Origin of the sequence: Hathewaya proteolytica DSM 3090 (assembly GCF_900142225.1) — a bacterium.
In the GTDB taxonomy this organism is placed as follows: Bacteria; Bacillota; Clostridia; order Clostridiales; family Clostridiaceae; genus Hathewaya; species Hathewaya proteolytica.
On sequence record NZ_FRAD01000006.1, the window covers coordinates 30,444 to 48,462 of the forward strand.

The following is an 18,019-nucleotide window of genomic DNA, read 5'->3' on the forward strand; positions in this document are numbered from 1 at the left end:
TATTATTCATCTCCTACCGCCAAAAGCAATAAATCATTAATTGACTTAATAAAATTTGTTCCACTTAAATAAGATATACCTCTTTCTAAGTGTAATTTAAAATACTTAGCTACAGTATCATGATCCAATGGAATATCTTTTGACTTGCACCATGCAACAACTAGTGCTTCATATAAATCACTATCTTCTCCACCAAATGTATACCATGACATTTCCAGATTACTATCTTGATTTATTTGTATATCTGTTGGAATAGAATCTTCTTTAAGCGAATAACATAATGCCCATCTACATAATACATTCCAGTTCTTAATTCCAGTTTTTCCTTTTAATCTAGACAACTTATCTTTAGCCTGATTTGATAATCGTATCTGCTTAACTAACATATTTTTCCCTCCACAAAATATCCTTTACGAATTGATGTAGATTTTGAATTATCGTCATAGATCAATGTGAATTCATCACCAACATTCTCTTTCATCATAATATAATATTCATCCGTAATCTCTGTATCAGTAGATAAAATAATAGTCTGTTCACTAGCATTTGGGAAATAACTAGTAATCAATGTTTCTCTATGATTTGAATCTAATCTAGATAATGGTGTATCAATAATTACTGGTAACTTACGTTTTGAACAGATTGCAATCGCCCATAAAAGAGATATTACCATTAACTGTTTTTCACCTGCTGAAAGAGATGATTTTTGAACTTCATTTCCATCAATATTAATGTATTTTAGATCTAGTGTTTCTTCATCCATTACAATATGACTAATTAAATTCTTTTTATTAGCCAGTTTCTTATAGCATGATGTCATTGTTTCAGCAACAACACTAACTTTCCTTTTTTGCAATCTTACCTTATAGACATCTAAGATATTGGTTATGATTTGAGAATACTTCATGATTCTATCAGTATCATCTCCTAATTCAACATGTTCCAAGTATGATTCTACTTTTCTTTTAAACTCCGCATTAACAGTAATAAATTGACTATTTGTACTTCTATATTTTTCTTCAAGAAGATCAAGTTCAACATCAATAGAGTTGATTTTCTCTTCAACAAGTTTTATATTCTTATAAATTCTTGAAATTGCCTTTTCATCAATATCAACAGACAAATAACTTTCTAACTGCGAAGACTCTTTAATGCATCTATTTAAATGTATTAAATGTTTTAGCGTATCATTTACTTTGGCTTCCAATCCCTCAGCCAGCAATTTCTGCAATCTAAATATATTTGTATCTGACAATCTATATATTTCTTTTACATCGCCTGAATCCGCATTTACCCTTATGTAATCGATAAAATCTGATGCAGTATCTGATTTTTCAGGACACTCTTCTTCGAATCTTTTTAACATATATTTCATTTGATAAAGAGTCATTTCCAGCATCTTTTTTTCTTGCTCAAGCAAAGATTGATCTTCAATTTCAAGTAATAAATTCTTAACCATAAATAATGGTAACTCTGATGCAGCATCATTTATTAAAACATCTTTCGATTGATTAATTTTCGTAGTCAATGCAATTTTCTTCTGATATAAATCTTCTCTTTGCTTTACAACATCGCCACCTTTAGATCTGTATTCACTCTGCAGTGCATCAAGCTCTTTAATTTTATCTTCTAATTCAACCTTCTTACCTACAATGGATAACTCAACTGTTTTTAATTCCCTTTCAAGATTATCCTTGTTATCTCTTAACAATTCGATTTCCATGAGATTTTGGTTGTTCTCATTTTTTTTACTTAATTTTGATATGATTCTTCCTAAATCATTACTTAATACATCTAATACAGATATACCTAGTAACGCTCTAATAGAATCCTTCATTTGTGTATCTGTATCCTCAACTGCCAACTCCGCTATTTTTTCACCGTCAAAGAAAAAGAAGTTAGACAATCTACTTGGAAGAATATTATCAATAAACATTGGCCAATTTTCAGTTAAAAACGAATTATATTCATCATTTTTATAAACTGAAATCTCTTCCTTAATTCTTTGGTTATTTCCATTCCAAATTCTTTTTATTCTGTAATTTTCGCTTTCCGAAGCATCTATTGAGAAGAAAAGCTCTAGGCTGGCTTCATTACTTCCATCTGCAATATTTATATATGACTTTAAGTATTGACCATAAGATCTCATTTTACTTTCATGATAAGCAAATGAATTTTGTCCATATAATGAAAGTAAAATAGCTTCAAGAAAAGTAGTTTTTCCACGTCCATTCATTCCACCCACAAGTACAACAGGTTGGTTTGATGTAAATTCAAAAATGTTGTCGCCCGCATAGACACCAAAATTATGTAGTTTTAATTCCTTAATTACCATTATTCTGTCACCTCATTCTGCTCTTCATCTTCAAATTCCTCATTGCCACCTTTAAAGTGCACAAAGAATTTCTCATTATATTTACCACCTAAATCTTTCTTTCTCTCTAACTGGCTTCTATAATAGTTTGTGGCATCCTCTTCATCTGAATAGAATGTTTTTCTAATACATGATTCTAACGAATTCAAAATTCCTTTTCTTTCATTTACTGAATTAATTCTTGCTTCAGTATCTATCAAACTATACATCATTTCAAATGACAACTCTTCATCCGGATACAACTCCTCACATACCTGTTTAAGTATATCCCATTCATCTTTGCCAAAAGATTCATTTTGTATCCAATCTGGGTCCTCAAACTCTTTGCCAAAAACCTCCTTATATATCCTTGGCAATGAATCATCAAATTCATGTTTTTCATTTACCCAGATTCTTCTTATACATCTCAATTCATCATTAGAGATTAATTCGAAATCATAAAATTCTTCTGGTCCATTCTCCATAATTTCTAACTGAATTTCTAATAATTTTTTTAGCCATTCTTCACGGATTTCCTTCAAATATGGTCCATGATGAAGCCTTTCATATGTTCCAGTAAGATAACCCTGCATTTTTCTAAAGCTTCTTCTATCGCGATCTTTTTCTTCGTCTCCAAAATAATTTCTAAATTCAAGAAGTGGTGTCATCCAAACCTTCTCATCATCATTTGCAATCATCGCTTCCATTGATTTGTCTTTTTCAACCATAGTACATACCCAGCAACCAAATCTACTTTTACCACAACTTGGCAAGTTTTTTTCTATCATCATCGGACACTCCTTGTCCTCTGTCGCACTCATGTACAATGTCTGTAGCTCATGATTTGAAAATCCCCATGGATTCTTATATTGCATTAAGAAAACCCATACATCGTTATCACTCCAATCTTCAAGAGGTGAAAATACTAATTCATTAGCCAATGTAGGATTTGGACTTAATAACTCTCTAACCCTTAATTTTTCATATTTTGCCATAGTTCTAGCACGATTAGAACTCTCCGCTTTTCTAGTTCCTATAACAAGAATTATTTCTCCATGTTCAGCTATTTTGTTTTTTATAAAATTGTTAACCGGCTGAATCTTTAATCTGTCTGTACACCAACGTAACTTTTTTCTAGGGAATGGATAACCACGTCCAATAAGATTAACCCAAAAAGTATTATTCGTTTCTGGAGTTAATCTATGAGTAATAAATGGTAACTTTTGCTCATTAGCGGCATTTTGCATTATTACTAAAGAATTTTCGACCCACTTAGAAATAACTGGTGATTCAACTAATGTATCAGTATTAACAATATGTACTGGCTTTGTTAATTTACCGGCAGATAATTCTTTCAATGCTAACCATACTAGCTGTAATGTTGCTGTGCTATCCTTACCACCTGAATATCCAATTACCCATGGAATATCATCTGCCAAATATAAATTACGTATAGTTTCTTTTAAACCTTCAATTACTTCTTTAGTAATTGATATTCTTGAATTATTTGTTTCCATGTTTATCCTCTATTCTTTAGATTATTCAACAATTCTTCCTCAGCTTTCAATTCTGAATCAGATAATATCAAATCCAAGCTTTTCTTAATCATATTAGTAGCTAATATAATTGCTTTCTCATTATTGATCATTCTTCCATTTTCCTTTACAACCCTTAAAAACCAAACATCAGCACTTCGCTTCCAATTTATTTTTTGCAAATCAACAAGTATGTTTTGCATATTTAGATTTTGATTACTGTAAAAGTAATTTCCTAATCTTCCAAATGCTTGAATAATTACAGACTGGACTGCTAAATACTGCTCGCGAAGTTCTTTTTTGCTTAATTCTTTGCACTGTAATTCTGTCCATGGCAACATATTTTTAGCGATTAGCTGCCAATACGAAATACAGAATCTTTCAAATTCTATATCACATTCTTTTTTCCCAAGTATTCTTTTATTAGCTGTATAAATAGTATTCAAAGTAAATAATGCTGATGAAAATTTTCCGAGAATATCTTTTTCTTTGTCCACATAATCATTAAAAAATGCAACATTCTCAACGATTTTTCTTGTAACAACAGCTAACTCATCTCTTGAATCATATAACTCCGCAATAGAATTAGAAGTTTTCACTGCATGTTTATTTAAATCAGTAAATATTTGCTGGCTATTCTTTAATCCTTGATCTTCGTAAAAAACAATTGAAATTGTCTCCTCGCCTATTTCAGGTCGTTCATTAATTGCTTCGGCAATTGCTGCTTTCCTATGTTGTCCATCATTAATTAAAAACCTAGCATCTAATGATATTTCTAAAATGCCAAGACCTGCATTGCCTTCTGGAACAAATTCAAATTCTCCATCAATAGATGCTGCTAACGCAGAAAAAACATAACTATCTTTATTGTCTAGAATATAATTCTTGATAGTCGGTATCCTTGATTCATTAATTCTTCTTTGAGCCCTATATTCAGGTAGAACAAATTCATTTTCTTCTGGGAACAAACGATTTAGCATTTTTAAAGGAACCATTGCAATATAATACTCTTTTCCAGCTTGTACCCCTTTGACCACGGGAAATTTATAACAAAAATTCATATTTTCCTCCAAAAAAAATATACTTAAGTAGATTGTTCAACCTACTTAAGTATATTTGTAATTTTGTAAAAAGTCAATTAGTTTTTGATGCTTAATATTATATTTCCTGATAATTCTTCTCTTCGAATCCAATCAATTATCGAATCTGTCAAATCAAGTAATGAGGCTTCCTTATCTTTAACTTTTTTCAGAAAATTGGCAATTTCAACATCGAACTCCATTTTCGATAAAATCTCATTAGCTTTCTCATTAGCGGTTTCGTATTGAGAAGAAACCGCTTCATCAACAGGCCAATTAGAAAAATTATTCATACAAGCTAATATCTTTTGTATTTCCTGTTTCTCATTGCTTACAAGCTTAAGTATTCCTAATTCTTCTTTAATTCCGGCTAAATAATCATCAGTCTGACTCTTCCATTCCGATTGAATTTTTTCACTTAATTTCTTTACACCGTCTTGATATTTAGCAGGATTAATTACTGTTTTCTGTTCAAAAGTTTTCTTTGAATAATCAATATACTTACTCAGTTCATCAATAGTTTTATCCGTAAAACTCACATGTGAGTACTTTTTACAAACAGCATATCCTTTGACAATAGGCAGAAAATAGTTCTTATATGTGTCAAAAAAAGTATTGTTTCTTTTAACTACATTTTGATGCTCATTATCTTTCTGTTTATTTTGCGACACTTCTGCCATCAAAACACGACATTCATTCAATTTTTCTTGTAGCATACTAATCCTCCAATAAACTCATTAAATCATCGAATGCAGATTTATTCTCGTCAAATCTTGGATCTACATCATTTGACCAGTTACCACTCCTAGTTAGTGCTTCTTTCGCAGCTAACATCTCACTATGAACATTACATCTGTCTTCATCTACCTTCTTTAGGAATCCTATAAACTGTTTTATTATCTGCATAGGATTTTTTGAATATAGAATAATCTTTTCCAAGGTTCTCATATCAGTTGTATCTGCACTCAAAATAGCAAAGGCTTTTGATATATCGGCACCTTTATCTTTGAATGACGTAGCTTCATTTGTTTTCAGCGACACATTAACACCATTCGTTTCAGTATCCTTATAAAACTCTATAACTTCATTCATTAAATCTTTAATATCATCCGTCTCAATTTCCGAATCTTCCGGAAACCCAAAAAAAGTTAATGCTTCTTCATATAAAGTTTTACCCTCCAAACACTCTACTGAGACAACCTTATCTACTCTTGACACAATCTTCTTCAAATAGTCCTTTGAGTCATTTCTTGCCTTTATTTTGTCTGTTTCCAAATTCTCTAAGTCAATATCAAATGAATTACTTCTCAAGTCCTTAAAAATCAATTCTAGCAAGTTATAATTGATTATTTTTCTCTTTGCATTCTTTTGATTACCTTGAATCAAATTGAAATATCTCTGTGTTAAATCAATATTATTCTCCGCAGCACTATTAGCATAAACAATATTATTAACTAAATCACACCATTCTTGGGAATGGCCATTTAGTTCGCTCTTCTTTCTCAAATTATTTTCTTTAATATAAGTATCTACTCTTATATCTGATACTCTGCTAACTTGCTGATCTCCATTTAACAATCCCCTATATACTTCCGCTATCATCGAACACTTTAAATAATCAGGGCATTTTTCTTTTTGGTCGAAAGCTTTAACTATATCAACAAACGTTTTTTTATGCTTTTCCAGCCAACTTGTAGCTACTCTTATACTTGATGTTGAACCATCAAAATCCCAAGAAGCATACTCTGTATTTCCTTCTCTCTTTTTACCAAGATACCAACTCTTTCCGATTGCAAGCAATAACTGATATGTTTCATCATTATCTTCTAACAAAACAAGCCCTTTATCCACTTTCTTATCCTGTCGTTCTATCTCAACTAGGTCAAAACTTGATTTTTCCACCATTTGAACAGATACCAATGGAACACCTTCTTGCTGCCACGAAATATTGGCAAAAATAAACTTACTAATCTCATCTCTTACCTGATAAGCTTTTGTAAAGCTTTTTTTGTCATAATGCCACTCTGAAAGAATTTTTGCGAAATCTTCAAATGCCTTATTAACTACTGGTTTTGGCTCTGGTATCGGAGTTGATATAGGCTCTGGAGCTGGTGGTTCCGTATTTCCACCTTGATCATTGTTTCCACTATCTGTTATATCTTCTGGCTCAATTACAAATTTCTCACCATCAACCTTATATCCAAGAATTTTTTCTACAAAAGAACTTAATCCAAATTCAGCAAATACATTGACGTTAACTGCACCTAAATAGCCCTTTTTACTTGTATCAAGAGTACAATTGCCCCAATAACTTAAAATCGCTAATAAACGTTGTGTCATAACAGCCTTTTCTTCTTCATTATTAGGCATATTTGTAATTGTACTCTTAACACGATCAACTATTTCAAAGCTAAGATTAGGCTTTTTTGATAATAAAAACTTAGGAAACATTTTTTTATCTTGAATTATACTATCAACAGCTGGTTCAATTATTTTTCTAATAATATATCGTGGTGTTTTATGTACATCTATCCCATTATAAAGATTTACAATCGCTCTCTTCGTAAATGGATATAAGCTAATTCTCTTCCCAATATATGTATAATATTCCCAATTATTTACCTCGGTTTCTTTATGAACAGGATACTCGGAATCCAACGCACCATCTTTATGCCATTTTTTAATATCTTCCTCGCTAACTGACATTACATTCAAATACTTTGCAACAAACTGTATTAAATCATCCTGATTATTTCCAATAGAACCATCCTCAATCGTAACCATAGTAGTAATTCTATCTAAATAATTCGATCTAAATTCTTTAAAATACTCTGTTGTAGTACCTATTACTGAAACCAGTCTACACATATTATCTTTGGCATTTTCACCAGTATGATTTACAATCAATGCATCCAATAAATCTCTATTGATACCAGTACATGATGTAATATCCTCAATTAATAAAATAAGATTTTTTTCCTGCAAAAATAATTCTTGTCTAATTTCCTTAAAAATCTGCTGAAAATCTCCAGGTTCGATCCCCGCACAAGCCTTTATTACTGGTTCAACCTTAGAATTCATATATTCAACTAGTATTTCCGGATTACATTCATCGTCAGGAAAACTACCATCTGTCTCAGGCAATAATTTATTGGCCATTTTTACAGCTTTTTTACTGGCATTATTTTTCAATTTCATGTTGAAATCATAATCTAGCGTAAAGTCTTCTATTTCAAATAATGCAAGAACATCCTCGTCATTTGTAGTATTACTATCGACAATTTTGCTATAAATACGCTCTATTGGACCACCAGCCATCAGCATTCTTTCCTCAAACTCTGAACTCGAAAGAAGCTCTCTGAAATTTCTCTGATCACTTGAAGAAAGGCTTGAATCTTTGCCATCCACTATTTCAACCAAAAACTTGTGATAAATTTCATACTTAAATTTCTGTTCACTTACATTTTGATTTGCTCTGACTAATCTTTCATAAATATCTTTATTTTTAATATTTTTAACTTCATCAATATTAAGAAACTGCTTAATTGTGCCTTTTAGTGTATTGTCACTTCTTCTAATCATCAATACAACATCATTTTGTACATCTAGTGCTGAAAGCCTAGCTTCAATCCATCTAATAAAATGTGATTTTCCTGAGCCACTTGAACCGTCCACTACAATTAGCTGATGTTCATTATACACATCAGAATTATTAAAATATTTACTGAACACCTCATCCTCTGATATATAATCAGATACAGGTGTTCCAGATAAATCATTTGTTACTGTAATTTTTCTAAATGGTACATGAGTAGAAAGGAAGTCAGCTTGTGTACTATTAATTGAATCAACATTCAATACATCTTTTAATCTTTTCAATGCAATTTGCTTATTCATCCTCTTTTTACTCCTTTATAAACTATGTGTGTAAATTCATCTGTAAACTCATGCGTACTATCTAAAAATAGCTTCCATTTTTCTTTACTATCAAGATTTTTTTTCAAAACAACTTCTTTTCTATCATGCATCTGCCTTAATGCATTGGACATCGCTGCATTGAACTCTTTTTTCTCTTCAGCACTCTCTAATGCAACTGAAGCGTATTTGTGAAGTTGTTCAACAAATTCACCTACAGAATATTCTTTATTCTTTTCCAATTCTGCCAACTCACAATAATCTTGTAATGCTACATGCATATTAGGTAAAAAATACATTGCATATCCCTCTTGGATATATCCAAAACCTAAAAATGAAATCCAGAATCGACTTCCCAACATCATTTGTTCATTTACCAGTTGGATTCCTGCTTTTTCCTGTACTTCTCGGCGAATATTTACATCAGTTAAAGTTTTATACTTTAACCACGTATTATTTGCTTCTAAATAGCATTTAGTAATCTTATAGAAATATGAATCCTTATTATTAAAAACGATAGAATTACAATACATCCTAAATGTTTCTAAGCTCTTTATAACCGTCTTATCTCCAATGAATTTTAATGTATCATTATCCTTCTCGATAAGCTTCAATTCTTGTACACATACTTCTCTTATACTCGGATAGTAAGAAGTAGAACCTGAAGGATTTATTCCTTTTGGCTCCATCCTTTCTCTTGCGACATTATCATCAATATCACCTTTAGAAACCATTTTGCATAGCTCATAAACTCTTTCAGGTATAGGTTCCGTCTTTATATTATTATCAAACATTACAAAATATCTCCTTCCAAATTCTATTCCTGTCTACAATGCTGAATTATCGGTAGCTCAGATAAATGTTTGTTTTTACTTCTTATTTCATAATCTTTTTCAGAAAATAACAAATATCTAATATCATATTTTTTTATACTATTCTCAATAATGTTTACTATTCTATTCTGTATAGATACATGATCTGGAATACATATTCCGATAACACCTGATATAAAATATCTATTTACCGACACTAACTCTATGAAATCTGTAAAATTACAGTACAAAAGGCTCTTATCATATACTTGCTGAAATCCTTTTAATTTATCTAGTTCCTCATTTGTAGAAACCAATACATTGATTCCCTTCGACAAGAAGTCTTCTAATTCATTATTGTAATATGAGTTAATAATAAGCATACATCTTGCACCATACATTTTTTCATCAAACTCTGGCATTACTTCCACCAAAGGAACTTCAATATCTATTTTCAAAGTTTTTGTGTCTTCAAAATCTGTAATTTCTATATGTTCATTACATCCAGCACAATAATCATGTGTTTTCCTATATATCTTCGTAAACATATCTGACCAACAACTTTTTCCAACTTTATCAAGATTACTTTTCATCAACGAAAACTCTCGCTCCGTATTTTCCCATTCCTTGTCTCTTATTTCGTCAATCATCAAAACAGTAGAATTATTATCAGTCAAAATTTTTCTTTCGATTACTGTAATATAAAACACATATTTATTGTTTATATACTGTATATCGTCAATCGAAATCAGCCCATTTCGTCTTAAAAATAATATTACATTCACATTCCAATTAATATCCTGATTACTAATAGAATCTATAAATTCTTCATCCTCATTGTAATCTGGTTTAACATATGTATCTATCATATATTTTGAATTAAGTAAAGGCTGCGTTTTACTACTGTTAAGCATGCTGAACCATCTACCTTTAAGCTTTTGCGTTGTAATAACCTTACTCACAAAATTAAAAGCTGAATCTACATCTTGATTTGTATATATCATGCTACTAAGACATGGAAGTCCATCACGACCACCTCTTCCAGCCTCTTGATAATACTTATTAGGATTTTCAGGTACATACGTGTGTAAAACAGTTCGAACATTCTTTTTATCAACACCAACTCCAAAAGCACATGTAGCAATCATCAAGTCAAATTGCCCATCTTTCCATTTTTCAATCAGAGTTAATCTTTGCTCATTATTTGTTTTTCCAGTAAATGTATTTAAATTATTGTATCCACGTCCATTTAACCGTTCTTTTAACTTTTCTGCCTCATCAGGTGATTTCACGTATACAATCATAGGTCTTGGCAGTAAATCAATAGCTTCTAATATCTTATTATTCTTTTCACCATAATTATCGCAATGAATAATATCAAACCTTGTTTCATGCCTTAATTTCTCACATCTTATCTCGATCCATTTATCATCACTAGTATAAAACATCTTTAATTGACGTATTGTTTCATCACTATATGTAGCCGACAACAAATATGTTTTCAATGTATTATTTGACTGCAAGAAATTCTTACGCAGTGTATCCAAACATTGAAAATCAATTCTAAATAACGACCCCCACTCAATAATGATGTGCGCCTCATCTACAACTAAATTCTTTAAATACTTTTCGTTATTAGCCTTTTCTATCTTTTCTCTTAATTCTTTGTTCTTAATTAAGCTTTCTGGCGAAATAAATAATATTTTTGCAGTCTTATTTTCAAGACATTTATAAAACTTCTGTAATGAACTCCCACTATGATGATAAAAAATCTCATTTTCCACGTCAGAATTAATAATATCTTTCGCATTTTTATACTGATCCATCATCAATGACACTGTAGGAACAATAACAATCGTAAGTCCTGATTCTTGATATGCTATAGTTTGAGTTATCAAACTCTTTCCGCCACCTGTAGTCATTGATACTAAACAAGAATAACCGTAAGGTACACGAAGTGCTCCTGTTACAGCAAGTTTTTGTTCATTACTTTTAAAACACTCGAAACCAGTAAGTCCTTCAACATAGGGATTAGTTTTCAGATTATGGATATTATCTATTTTTCTTTCTCTAATATCCTGCATATACAACTGTTTTACCAGTTCTACATTGGAAAAGTCAGGCAATAACATACTTGTCCACATTTTTCCAGTATTCAAATCAATCTGAAGTCCAAATTCCTTTAGTCTGCTTGAAGGTACATAATTTTTTATCACTATAGACTTTTTTACTAACAGTAGATAGTTTCGCAATGCACATTCAAAATCCACTTTGTAATTCTCATCATCTTTACACATAAGCCATAACAAACTAAGACTTCTTGCAGTGCTATAAATATATTCCTCTCTGTCATTAGAAAAAGAATCTATCTTTTCAAGTAAATTACCTATATGTATTGCGTTTTCTAATAAAGCATGTAGTTCATTATCATTCATAAAACATCCTCACATAACACACCGAATCCAAAACCATTCTTGGTTTGCTAAAACACTTATAAATTGTCTCATTTAATTTTTCATAATCCTCAATCGCAGTTTTGTTATAGAAACTTGAAGTTGCCTTTTCAGCACCACTATTCTTCAATAACTCCGCTTTTAATAACGCTAACTGCTTTCTTAATTTCGCACCAATTTTCTTTTTTACCAAATCTGAAGCTTTACTATATCCATCATTTGTTAATTCATTCCATTTCTCATTTGGATACATATTCATAAAAGCTTCAATATTTGGGTTCAATCCAGATCTTGAGCCAAGGTGAATGAATTTTTTGTGATCAACTTTTTCTGATGACATCAGATAATTGAACATTTTTAATACATCCTCTTCAGGTATTATGCAGTTTTCAGATAATGATACCGCACATTGAAATTGCTCTATCGGCATGAATCCTCTATATTTATCTATCAAATGAACAGAAATACCTTTTTCCAATAATACGGTTTCATCAGGATATAATGCCCATGTAAAAACAAACCCATTCCAATCCATACTTGTTTTACAAGCAAATGCAGCACAAGTACCCTTATAAGAATTTATTGCATTGCTTACAATACTGTCAAAGATTGCATCTCCTGGAGCAAAAAAATGAATATAATCATTTTCTATTCCATTTTTTCTGTCAAATGTACCTTGTACATAATTCACATCGGAATGCACCATTTTATCACCATTTAATGAACGTACTCTATTTTGCAATTGGTTAATTCTATCACCAATCATCAGTCGGATATCTGGTGGTACAAAAAGCGAATTGTATGCTGATTTTAAAGAAAATGATGACGCATCAAATCGAATTGTTGACTCTTCTTGATGTCTTCCCTTAAATCCAGATAACAAAGACCACCTCATCATAGAATTTGCAAACAACTCTCTTTCATTAGCAACATACATTTCTCTTGTATCATCCATAATTCTATTTAGAGCCTGATATTTATACTCTGCAACATCAAAATATCGTTCCCTCTTAATAGTTTCTTTTAATGCATCTAACTCCTTTTCAACTTCTTCAATAATACTAACTAAACCATATTTGAAGTCATCACAAACAGCCTTAATTATTTTTTCGTCCATTGAATTCATAATAATTTCAAGACCACTTTGTGATTTTGTAAAAATACCGATTCCCTGGTTCCAAAATTTAAATAAATCTTCTTCCAATGAATCTTTTGAGTAACAAACTACTGAAACTACCGGTTTATCTTCTTCTCTTCCAATTCTATCTAATCTACCTATTCTTTGCTCCAAGTCATTAGCACTCCATGGAATATCAATGTGAACTAAAATATCTGCATTTTGAAAATTTCGTCCTTCACCACCAGACTCATCTGAAAGTAAAATCCAATAATCATCATCTGTTTCGAATCTATATGCACCCAACTCACGCTCATCCGTCTCTATATATTTTGAAAAGAATGCACAATGTCCCTTACCGAAATAATTTTCCAAAATTTCTTTATATAATTGAAAAGTCTCATCAAAATTTGTAAATATTAAAACTTTTTTCCCATAAGCTTCCTGATCAATATAATCAATTATATTGTTAATTCTAGACATATAATCAGTAGGATCTTCCATATAATTATTAATCTTTTTACAATTATTTTGTTCTTCTTTTCTCCATTGTTTTGCTACCTCCAATAATGATATCGGAACATCTAAAGTGCTTCTCATTAATTCACTTTCAAGAGCACATGCTGAACTGTAAAATGAAGCTACAATTCTTTTGTATTTTTCAATGTAAATATCATAGTTCAATTCTTGAGTTTCAATCCATTCAGCCAATTCCCTATATACGTTATATTCTGTATTATTAAAGTTCGTCTGCATATCATAAGGAATCTCTTGCAATTGTCGAATATTGTAATCTTCATCCTCGCTTCTTCTGTTTCTAATAATTGATTTTTCAAACTGATAATTCTCGCAAACATATGCTAATGCACCCTGAATACCCTCAATCCCGAAGTCATCACTGTCATAATCTATATCTGCATACATCTTCTTAAAGGAATCATCATTAATCAACTTATTTATTTTTTTCATACTGTCTATTACATCATCAAATGCATCTTCTGTATCCTCTGTATGTTGATTATCGCTTTCTTCAATTTCTTCCAGATATGAATCTAAATCTTCTAGAGACTCGTGTACTCGTCTTACAACATCACCCTGTAATTCCAACAATTCTTCAAATTTTTCATCAGACATTGAAGTATATTTACTTGGTTGTATTAACTGTAATAATTTCTTGTACTCTTCTTTTCTTCGTTGAACTGGTGTAGCACTTAACATTAAAATATTTTTTGTTCGTCTACTAAGCGTAAGCAAATTTAAATACATCGCCTTATCTTGCAAGTACTTATGTACTTCATCTGCAATTACAAAATCATACTCATTTAGATAGTTTTCTATTTCGCTCATACCAGCTAAACATATGTCATTATTATTTACATCCAAACCCTCTAATATTTTAAACTTGTATGCGAGTTCAGTCCTCCATTGTTCAACTAAAGCATCCGGAACAACAATTAATACCTTAGCATTATGATTGTCATGCAAATAAACTTTCAAAACACCTAATGCTTCTATCGTTTTTCCCATTCCAACTTCATCTGCAATCATGTTTCTGCATACTCCATCTTGCAAACATCTCATAATTGTTCTTAATTGGTGTGTTTTCAAATATATTTTACAACCTGCAATTTCACTAAACCCATATAGCGAGTTATTAATGATGTGCATTGTTTTACTTACTACGCTTCTACCAGTGAACCACATCGGATTCTGAAACTCATATTGTTTTAATTGTTCCAAAGGCCAAACGTATCCGTCATTATATGAGCATTCAAGCATGTTTTCTGGTAAATACTCAATCACATCATCCGGCGATTGAACATAATAGTAATATAATCCATCTTTTGTGTTTTTCTTACACGCTTTTATTTCATATATTTTTCGCTTATACTGTACCTGCGCACCAATCCTTATTTTGCAACGAGAAACACTATTAACACCATATTTTCCATTTTCCGGTTTTGAATAAAAAACTCCTACCCCTGTTACATCAAAAAATTCAACATCCATCAATTCAGAAAAATCATCCACTGATTTTATTTTTCCGATTGCATAATCACGAGAATATTTTTCATTATCAATTGCACATCTAACAAACATTCCACGCGTTATCATAACTACTCACCTCCTGCGTTTGCTCCAAACTCAAGACAAATATCTTTACTTGCACAATACATACAATGTTTACCATGTATGCAATAAAACTTCCTATCTACTATAGCTTTCTTTATATCATCATCTGTAACTTCTTCGTTTACTTTTTTTAATGATATATTAAGAAAATACTCTCTTAATCTCATTTCTTGTGACATATTAGTTGTTATGATAGGAAATGCTTTTTTGTTCTTATTGTACTTTTTCATATAGTTTATAAATCCATATATATCTTTATAAACTGCCGAAATTATTTGTGTTTTTTCAAGTTCGTCTGATATACGAAATCTCGTTTCGATGATATCATATTGCTCTTGAATTACCTTTTTAATTATCTGATCATTGTATAGCTTACCATTTAACTCCTTTTTTGTTCTGTTACTAATAAGCATTTTTAAGTAAGTGTGAATTAAAAAACGATCTCTAAAAATTGTACGTCCCTGCCCCAATCCTTCAAGCGCAAATCTATATGGACATAATTTCAATTTTTTACGTTCCTCATCACTTATAGCATCAATTACCTCTTCAATTTCCTTTTCATCTGATTCAATTGACAAATGTTCCAAATATGTATTCGAATTAAATGATGAATATTTCCTTACTTTAACACCTAACAAAGTAAGCATGTAAAACAAATCATTATCCTTATTATCTTCAGTTCGAACATAACTTAATTTACAACCTACTCTATTAAACTCAAGACCATACAGTAATGCATATCTCTTAAAATTACGATATTCCATTTTAGATTTAAGAAATACCTGATATTTCCATTCAAGAGCCTGATAGCTATATTCAAAAAATTTAATATCTAATGGCCAAGGCAATCTTTCATCCTTATTTGAACATATATCCTTATCGCTTAAACAACAAAAATGATATGTCACTTTTTGAGGATCTTGTACAGCACTTCTGAGAATATCTCCATCTATTTGATCAAAGTTCCTTACAATCCAATGGGCTCCTCTTGCTGCATTTTCATCTTGACTTAAATAGTAACTCATTGTTTGCTTCAAAGAATTAAATGTTCCAGTATCTGGTAAATCCGACTGTTCTAGTCGATCTAATAATCGCCCAATAACATTGTGCATTTCATCATCTAAGTCTTTAATATCATTCATCCTAGAAATAATAAATTTTCTTATTTTCTTATAAAACCTGCTAAAATTATCACTTCCCGAATCAAAACTTTCAAAAAATGAATTGATAATCTTTTCCAACTCAGTCAGTGCATTTTTTAATTCTATAAGTAGATCTAAATCAACTGTAAAATACCCTACCTTATCTTTGTCTTCATGTTTTTTATTTGCATTTTTTATCAACTGACCTATTTTATAAAGAATACCTGTTATTGTATTCTCTTTTTCAATATACGGTTCAATCATATTAAATGTACTAACTAACTGTCCTGGGGTAGTTTCAGCAATAATACCGGAATTTAAACATTCCTTTATATCAGAAAAATTATCTATTTTCACACATTTGCTTTCACTGTCCCACATATTAGTAGTAGCTATAAAAAAATGACCTATCGGATAATCCAGGAAATGTCGTTCTCCAAATTGCTCTGGAAAATATGCTCTTAAAATATCATTTACTTTACCTGATGCAGAATACAACTGTTCTCCCATAAAAGCTAACGGAGTTTTAGGTTTATCACCTTTGTTATTAACAGTTTTTGCCTTATCAAAAAGCATTGCCACATAGTTCGCAAATTCTGTTGTATTACTAAACTCTATAACCTCTAAATCATTTAAAATCTTATTCTTATCTATAAACTCTCCATTTGACAAATGTCCAATATAATCAGCCAAAACATTTGACTTGTAAGAATTAATAAGCAATGGCATCGGTGTAAACTGATTCACGCTTTGATTATTAATTGGTAAGTCAAAAATAGAATATATATTCATCCAGGTATCATAAATTGATGCATACTGTTTTTGATAATTAAATAAAAGTATGACATCCTTATATTCGCTAATATCCTCTATCGCACATAACATAGCAGGCGTAAATTGATGTATTCCATGAATTACAATTCTATCTCTTTCAATAAGTGATAAATCAACATTATCCTTATGGTATTTCAAAGCTTCATCAATAGCTTTTTCAATTATTGATTTTGATTTCACTCTCTCGAAGTCAAAAGATGATTTATCCTTCTTGTCAATTATTTTATATAGTTCCACCAAATATCTTTGATCAATGTTTAATTTATCGCTGCTCATTTTATCTGAGTTAATACTTAGTTCCTTGAACATCCTTATACACGAAACTATTGACCTAGTATTAAATAATAGGGAGCGCTTTACATTCTCTAAACTAGCAGTTTGTAGATTCAATTCACTAATTGCATTATCTACTTCCATTATTTGACGAACATTTGTATTTATATCGTCCCAATTTTCATATAAGCTATTTACAAGAGTTCTAATCGTAGCAGTTGCTTGTCTGGTTTTAAGTAGTGGATATGTCTGGTTCATACCATTAACCATTGTTTGTGATACACAAAAATGGGCACAATCCTTTATTTCATTCCAAAATGGTTCACAGTCAATTTCATATGGATTTGAATAAGTATATATTTTTAATCCCATT

The 18,019-nt window shown here is 30.9% G+C and carries 10 protein-coding genes; all 10 read right to left on the reverse strand.

The genetic code is table 11. The features are described 5' to 3' along the window. Positions 1 to 2: 2 nt before the first annotated feature. The 10 genes from dndE to BUA73_RS03995 all read right to left on the reverse strand — a co-directional run bounded on the left by dndE (position 3) and on the right by BUA73_RS03995 (position 18,018). Positions 3 to 386 carry a DNA sulfur modification protein DndE gene (gene dndE, locus BUA73_RS03950; RefSeq protein ID WP_072902604.1) on the reverse strand — a complete coding sequence of 128 codons (384 nt, stop codon included), beginning with the start codon at positions 384 to 386 and terminating at the stop codon, positions 3 to 5. Then, entirely contained in the window at positions 380 to 2,335 is a 1,956-nt protein-coding gene (gene dndD / locus BUA73_RS03955; protein ID WP_072902607.1) for a DNA sulfur modification protein DndD, read from the reverse strand. Before dndD ends, dndE begins: the two co-directional genes overlap by 7 nt. Next, positions 2,335 to 3,870, reverse strand: coding sequence for a DNA phosphorothioation system sulfurtransferase DndC (gene dndC, locus BUA73_RS03960; RefSeq protein ID WP_084672036.1), 1,536 nt, complete (start codon positions 3,868 to 3,870; stop codon positions 2,335 to 2,337). Before dndC ends, dndD begins: the two co-directional genes overlap by 1 nt. A gap of 2 nt (positions 3,871 to 3,872) precedes the next feature. Further along, the gene (gene dndB / locus BUA73_RS03965; protein ID WP_072902611.1) at positions 3,873 to 4,949 is read right to left on the reverse strand and encodes a DNA sulfur modification protein DndB; all 1,077 of its coding nucleotides are present in this window, start codon (positions 4,947 to 4,949) and stop codon (positions 3,873 to 3,875) included. A 77-nt stretch (positions 4,950 to 5,026) separates the two neighbouring features. Next, the gene (locus tag BUA73_RS03970) at positions 5,027 to 5,683 is read right to left on the reverse strand and encodes a hypothetical protein (RefSeq protein WP_072902613.1); all 657 of its coding nucleotides are present in this window, start codon (positions 5,681 to 5,683) and stop codon (positions 5,027 to 5,029) included. A gap of 1 nt (position 5,684) precedes the next feature. Next, a complete protein-coding gene (locus tag BUA73_RS03975; RefSeq protein ID WP_072902616.1) occupies positions 5,685 to 8,864 on the reverse strand; it encodes a hypothetical protein in 3,180 nt (1,059 codons plus the stop codon). After that, on the reverse strand, positions 8,861 to 9,676 hold the full coding sequence (locus tag BUA73_RS03980; protein WP_072902618.1) for a hypothetical protein: 816 nt from the start codon (positions 9,674 to 9,676) through the stop codon (positions 8,861 to 8,863). Before BUA73_RS03980 ends, BUA73_RS03975 begins: the two co-directional genes overlap by 4 nt. Before the next feature lie 23 nt (positions 9,677 to 9,699). Then, the gene (locus tag BUA73_RS03985; RefSeq protein WP_072902621.1) at positions 9,700 to 12,129 is read right to left on the reverse strand and encodes a DEAD/DEAH box helicase; all 2,430 of its coding nucleotides are present in this window, start codon (positions 12,127 to 12,129) and stop codon (positions 9,700 to 9,702) included. Next, positions 12,122 to 15,379 carry an SNF2-related protein gene (locus tag BUA73_RS03990; RefSeq protein ID WP_072902623.1) on the reverse strand — a complete coding sequence of 1,086 codons (3,258 nt, stop codon included), beginning with the start codon at positions 15,377 to 15,379 and terminating at the stop codon, positions 12,122 to 12,124. The genes BUA73_RS03985 and BUA73_RS03990 overlap by 8 nt, the downstream gene beginning before the upstream one ends. A gap of 2 nt (positions 15,380 to 15,381) precedes the next feature. Continuing rightward, entirely contained in the window at positions 15,382 to 18,018 is a 2,637-nt protein-coding gene (locus tag BUA73_RS03995; RefSeq protein ID WP_072902625.1) for a hypothetical protein, read from the reverse strand. Position 18,019: the final 1 nt, after the last annotated feature.

Excerpts from the sequence above, each read along its gene's own strand:
- dndE (WP_072902604.1), bottom strand. The coding sequence starts at position 386 with ATGTTAGTTAAGCAGATACGATTATCAAATCAGGCTAAAGATAAGTTG.
- dndD (WP_072902607.1), bottom strand. The coding sequence starts at position 2,335 with ATGGTAATTAAGGAATTAAAACTACATAATTTTGGTGTCTATGCGGGC.
- dndC (WP_084672036.1), bottom strand. The coding sequence starts at position 3,870 with ATGGAAACAAATAATTCAAGAATATCAATTACTAAAGAAGTAATTGAA.
- dndB (WP_072902611.1), bottom strand. The coding sequence starts at position 4,949 with ATGAATTTTTGTTATAAATTTCCCGTGGTCAAAGGGGTACAAGCTGGA.
- BUA73_RS03970 (WP_072902613.1), bottom strand. The coding sequence starts at position 5,683 with ATGCTACAAGAAAAATTGAATGAATGTCGTGTTTTGATGGCAGAAGTG.
- BUA73_RS03975 (WP_072902616.1), bottom strand. The coding sequence starts at position 8,864 with ATGAATAAGCAAATTGCATTGAAAAGATTAAAAGATGTATTGAATGTT.
- BUA73_RS03980 (WP_072902618.1), bottom strand. The coding sequence starts at position 9,676 with ATGTTTGATAATAATATAAAGACGGAACCTATACCTGAAAGAGTTTAT.
- BUA73_RS03985 (WP_072902621.1), bottom strand. The coding sequence starts at position 12,129 with ATGAATGATAATGAACTACATGCTTTATTAGAAAACGCAATACATATA.
- BUA73_RS03990 (WP_072902623.1), bottom strand. The coding sequence starts at position 15,379 with ATGATAACGCGTGGAATGTTTGTTAGATGTGCAATTGATAATGAAAAA.
- BUA73_RS03995 (WP_072902625.1), bottom strand. The coding sequence starts at position 18,018 with ATGGGATTAAAAATATATACTTATTCAAATCCATATGAAATTGACTGT.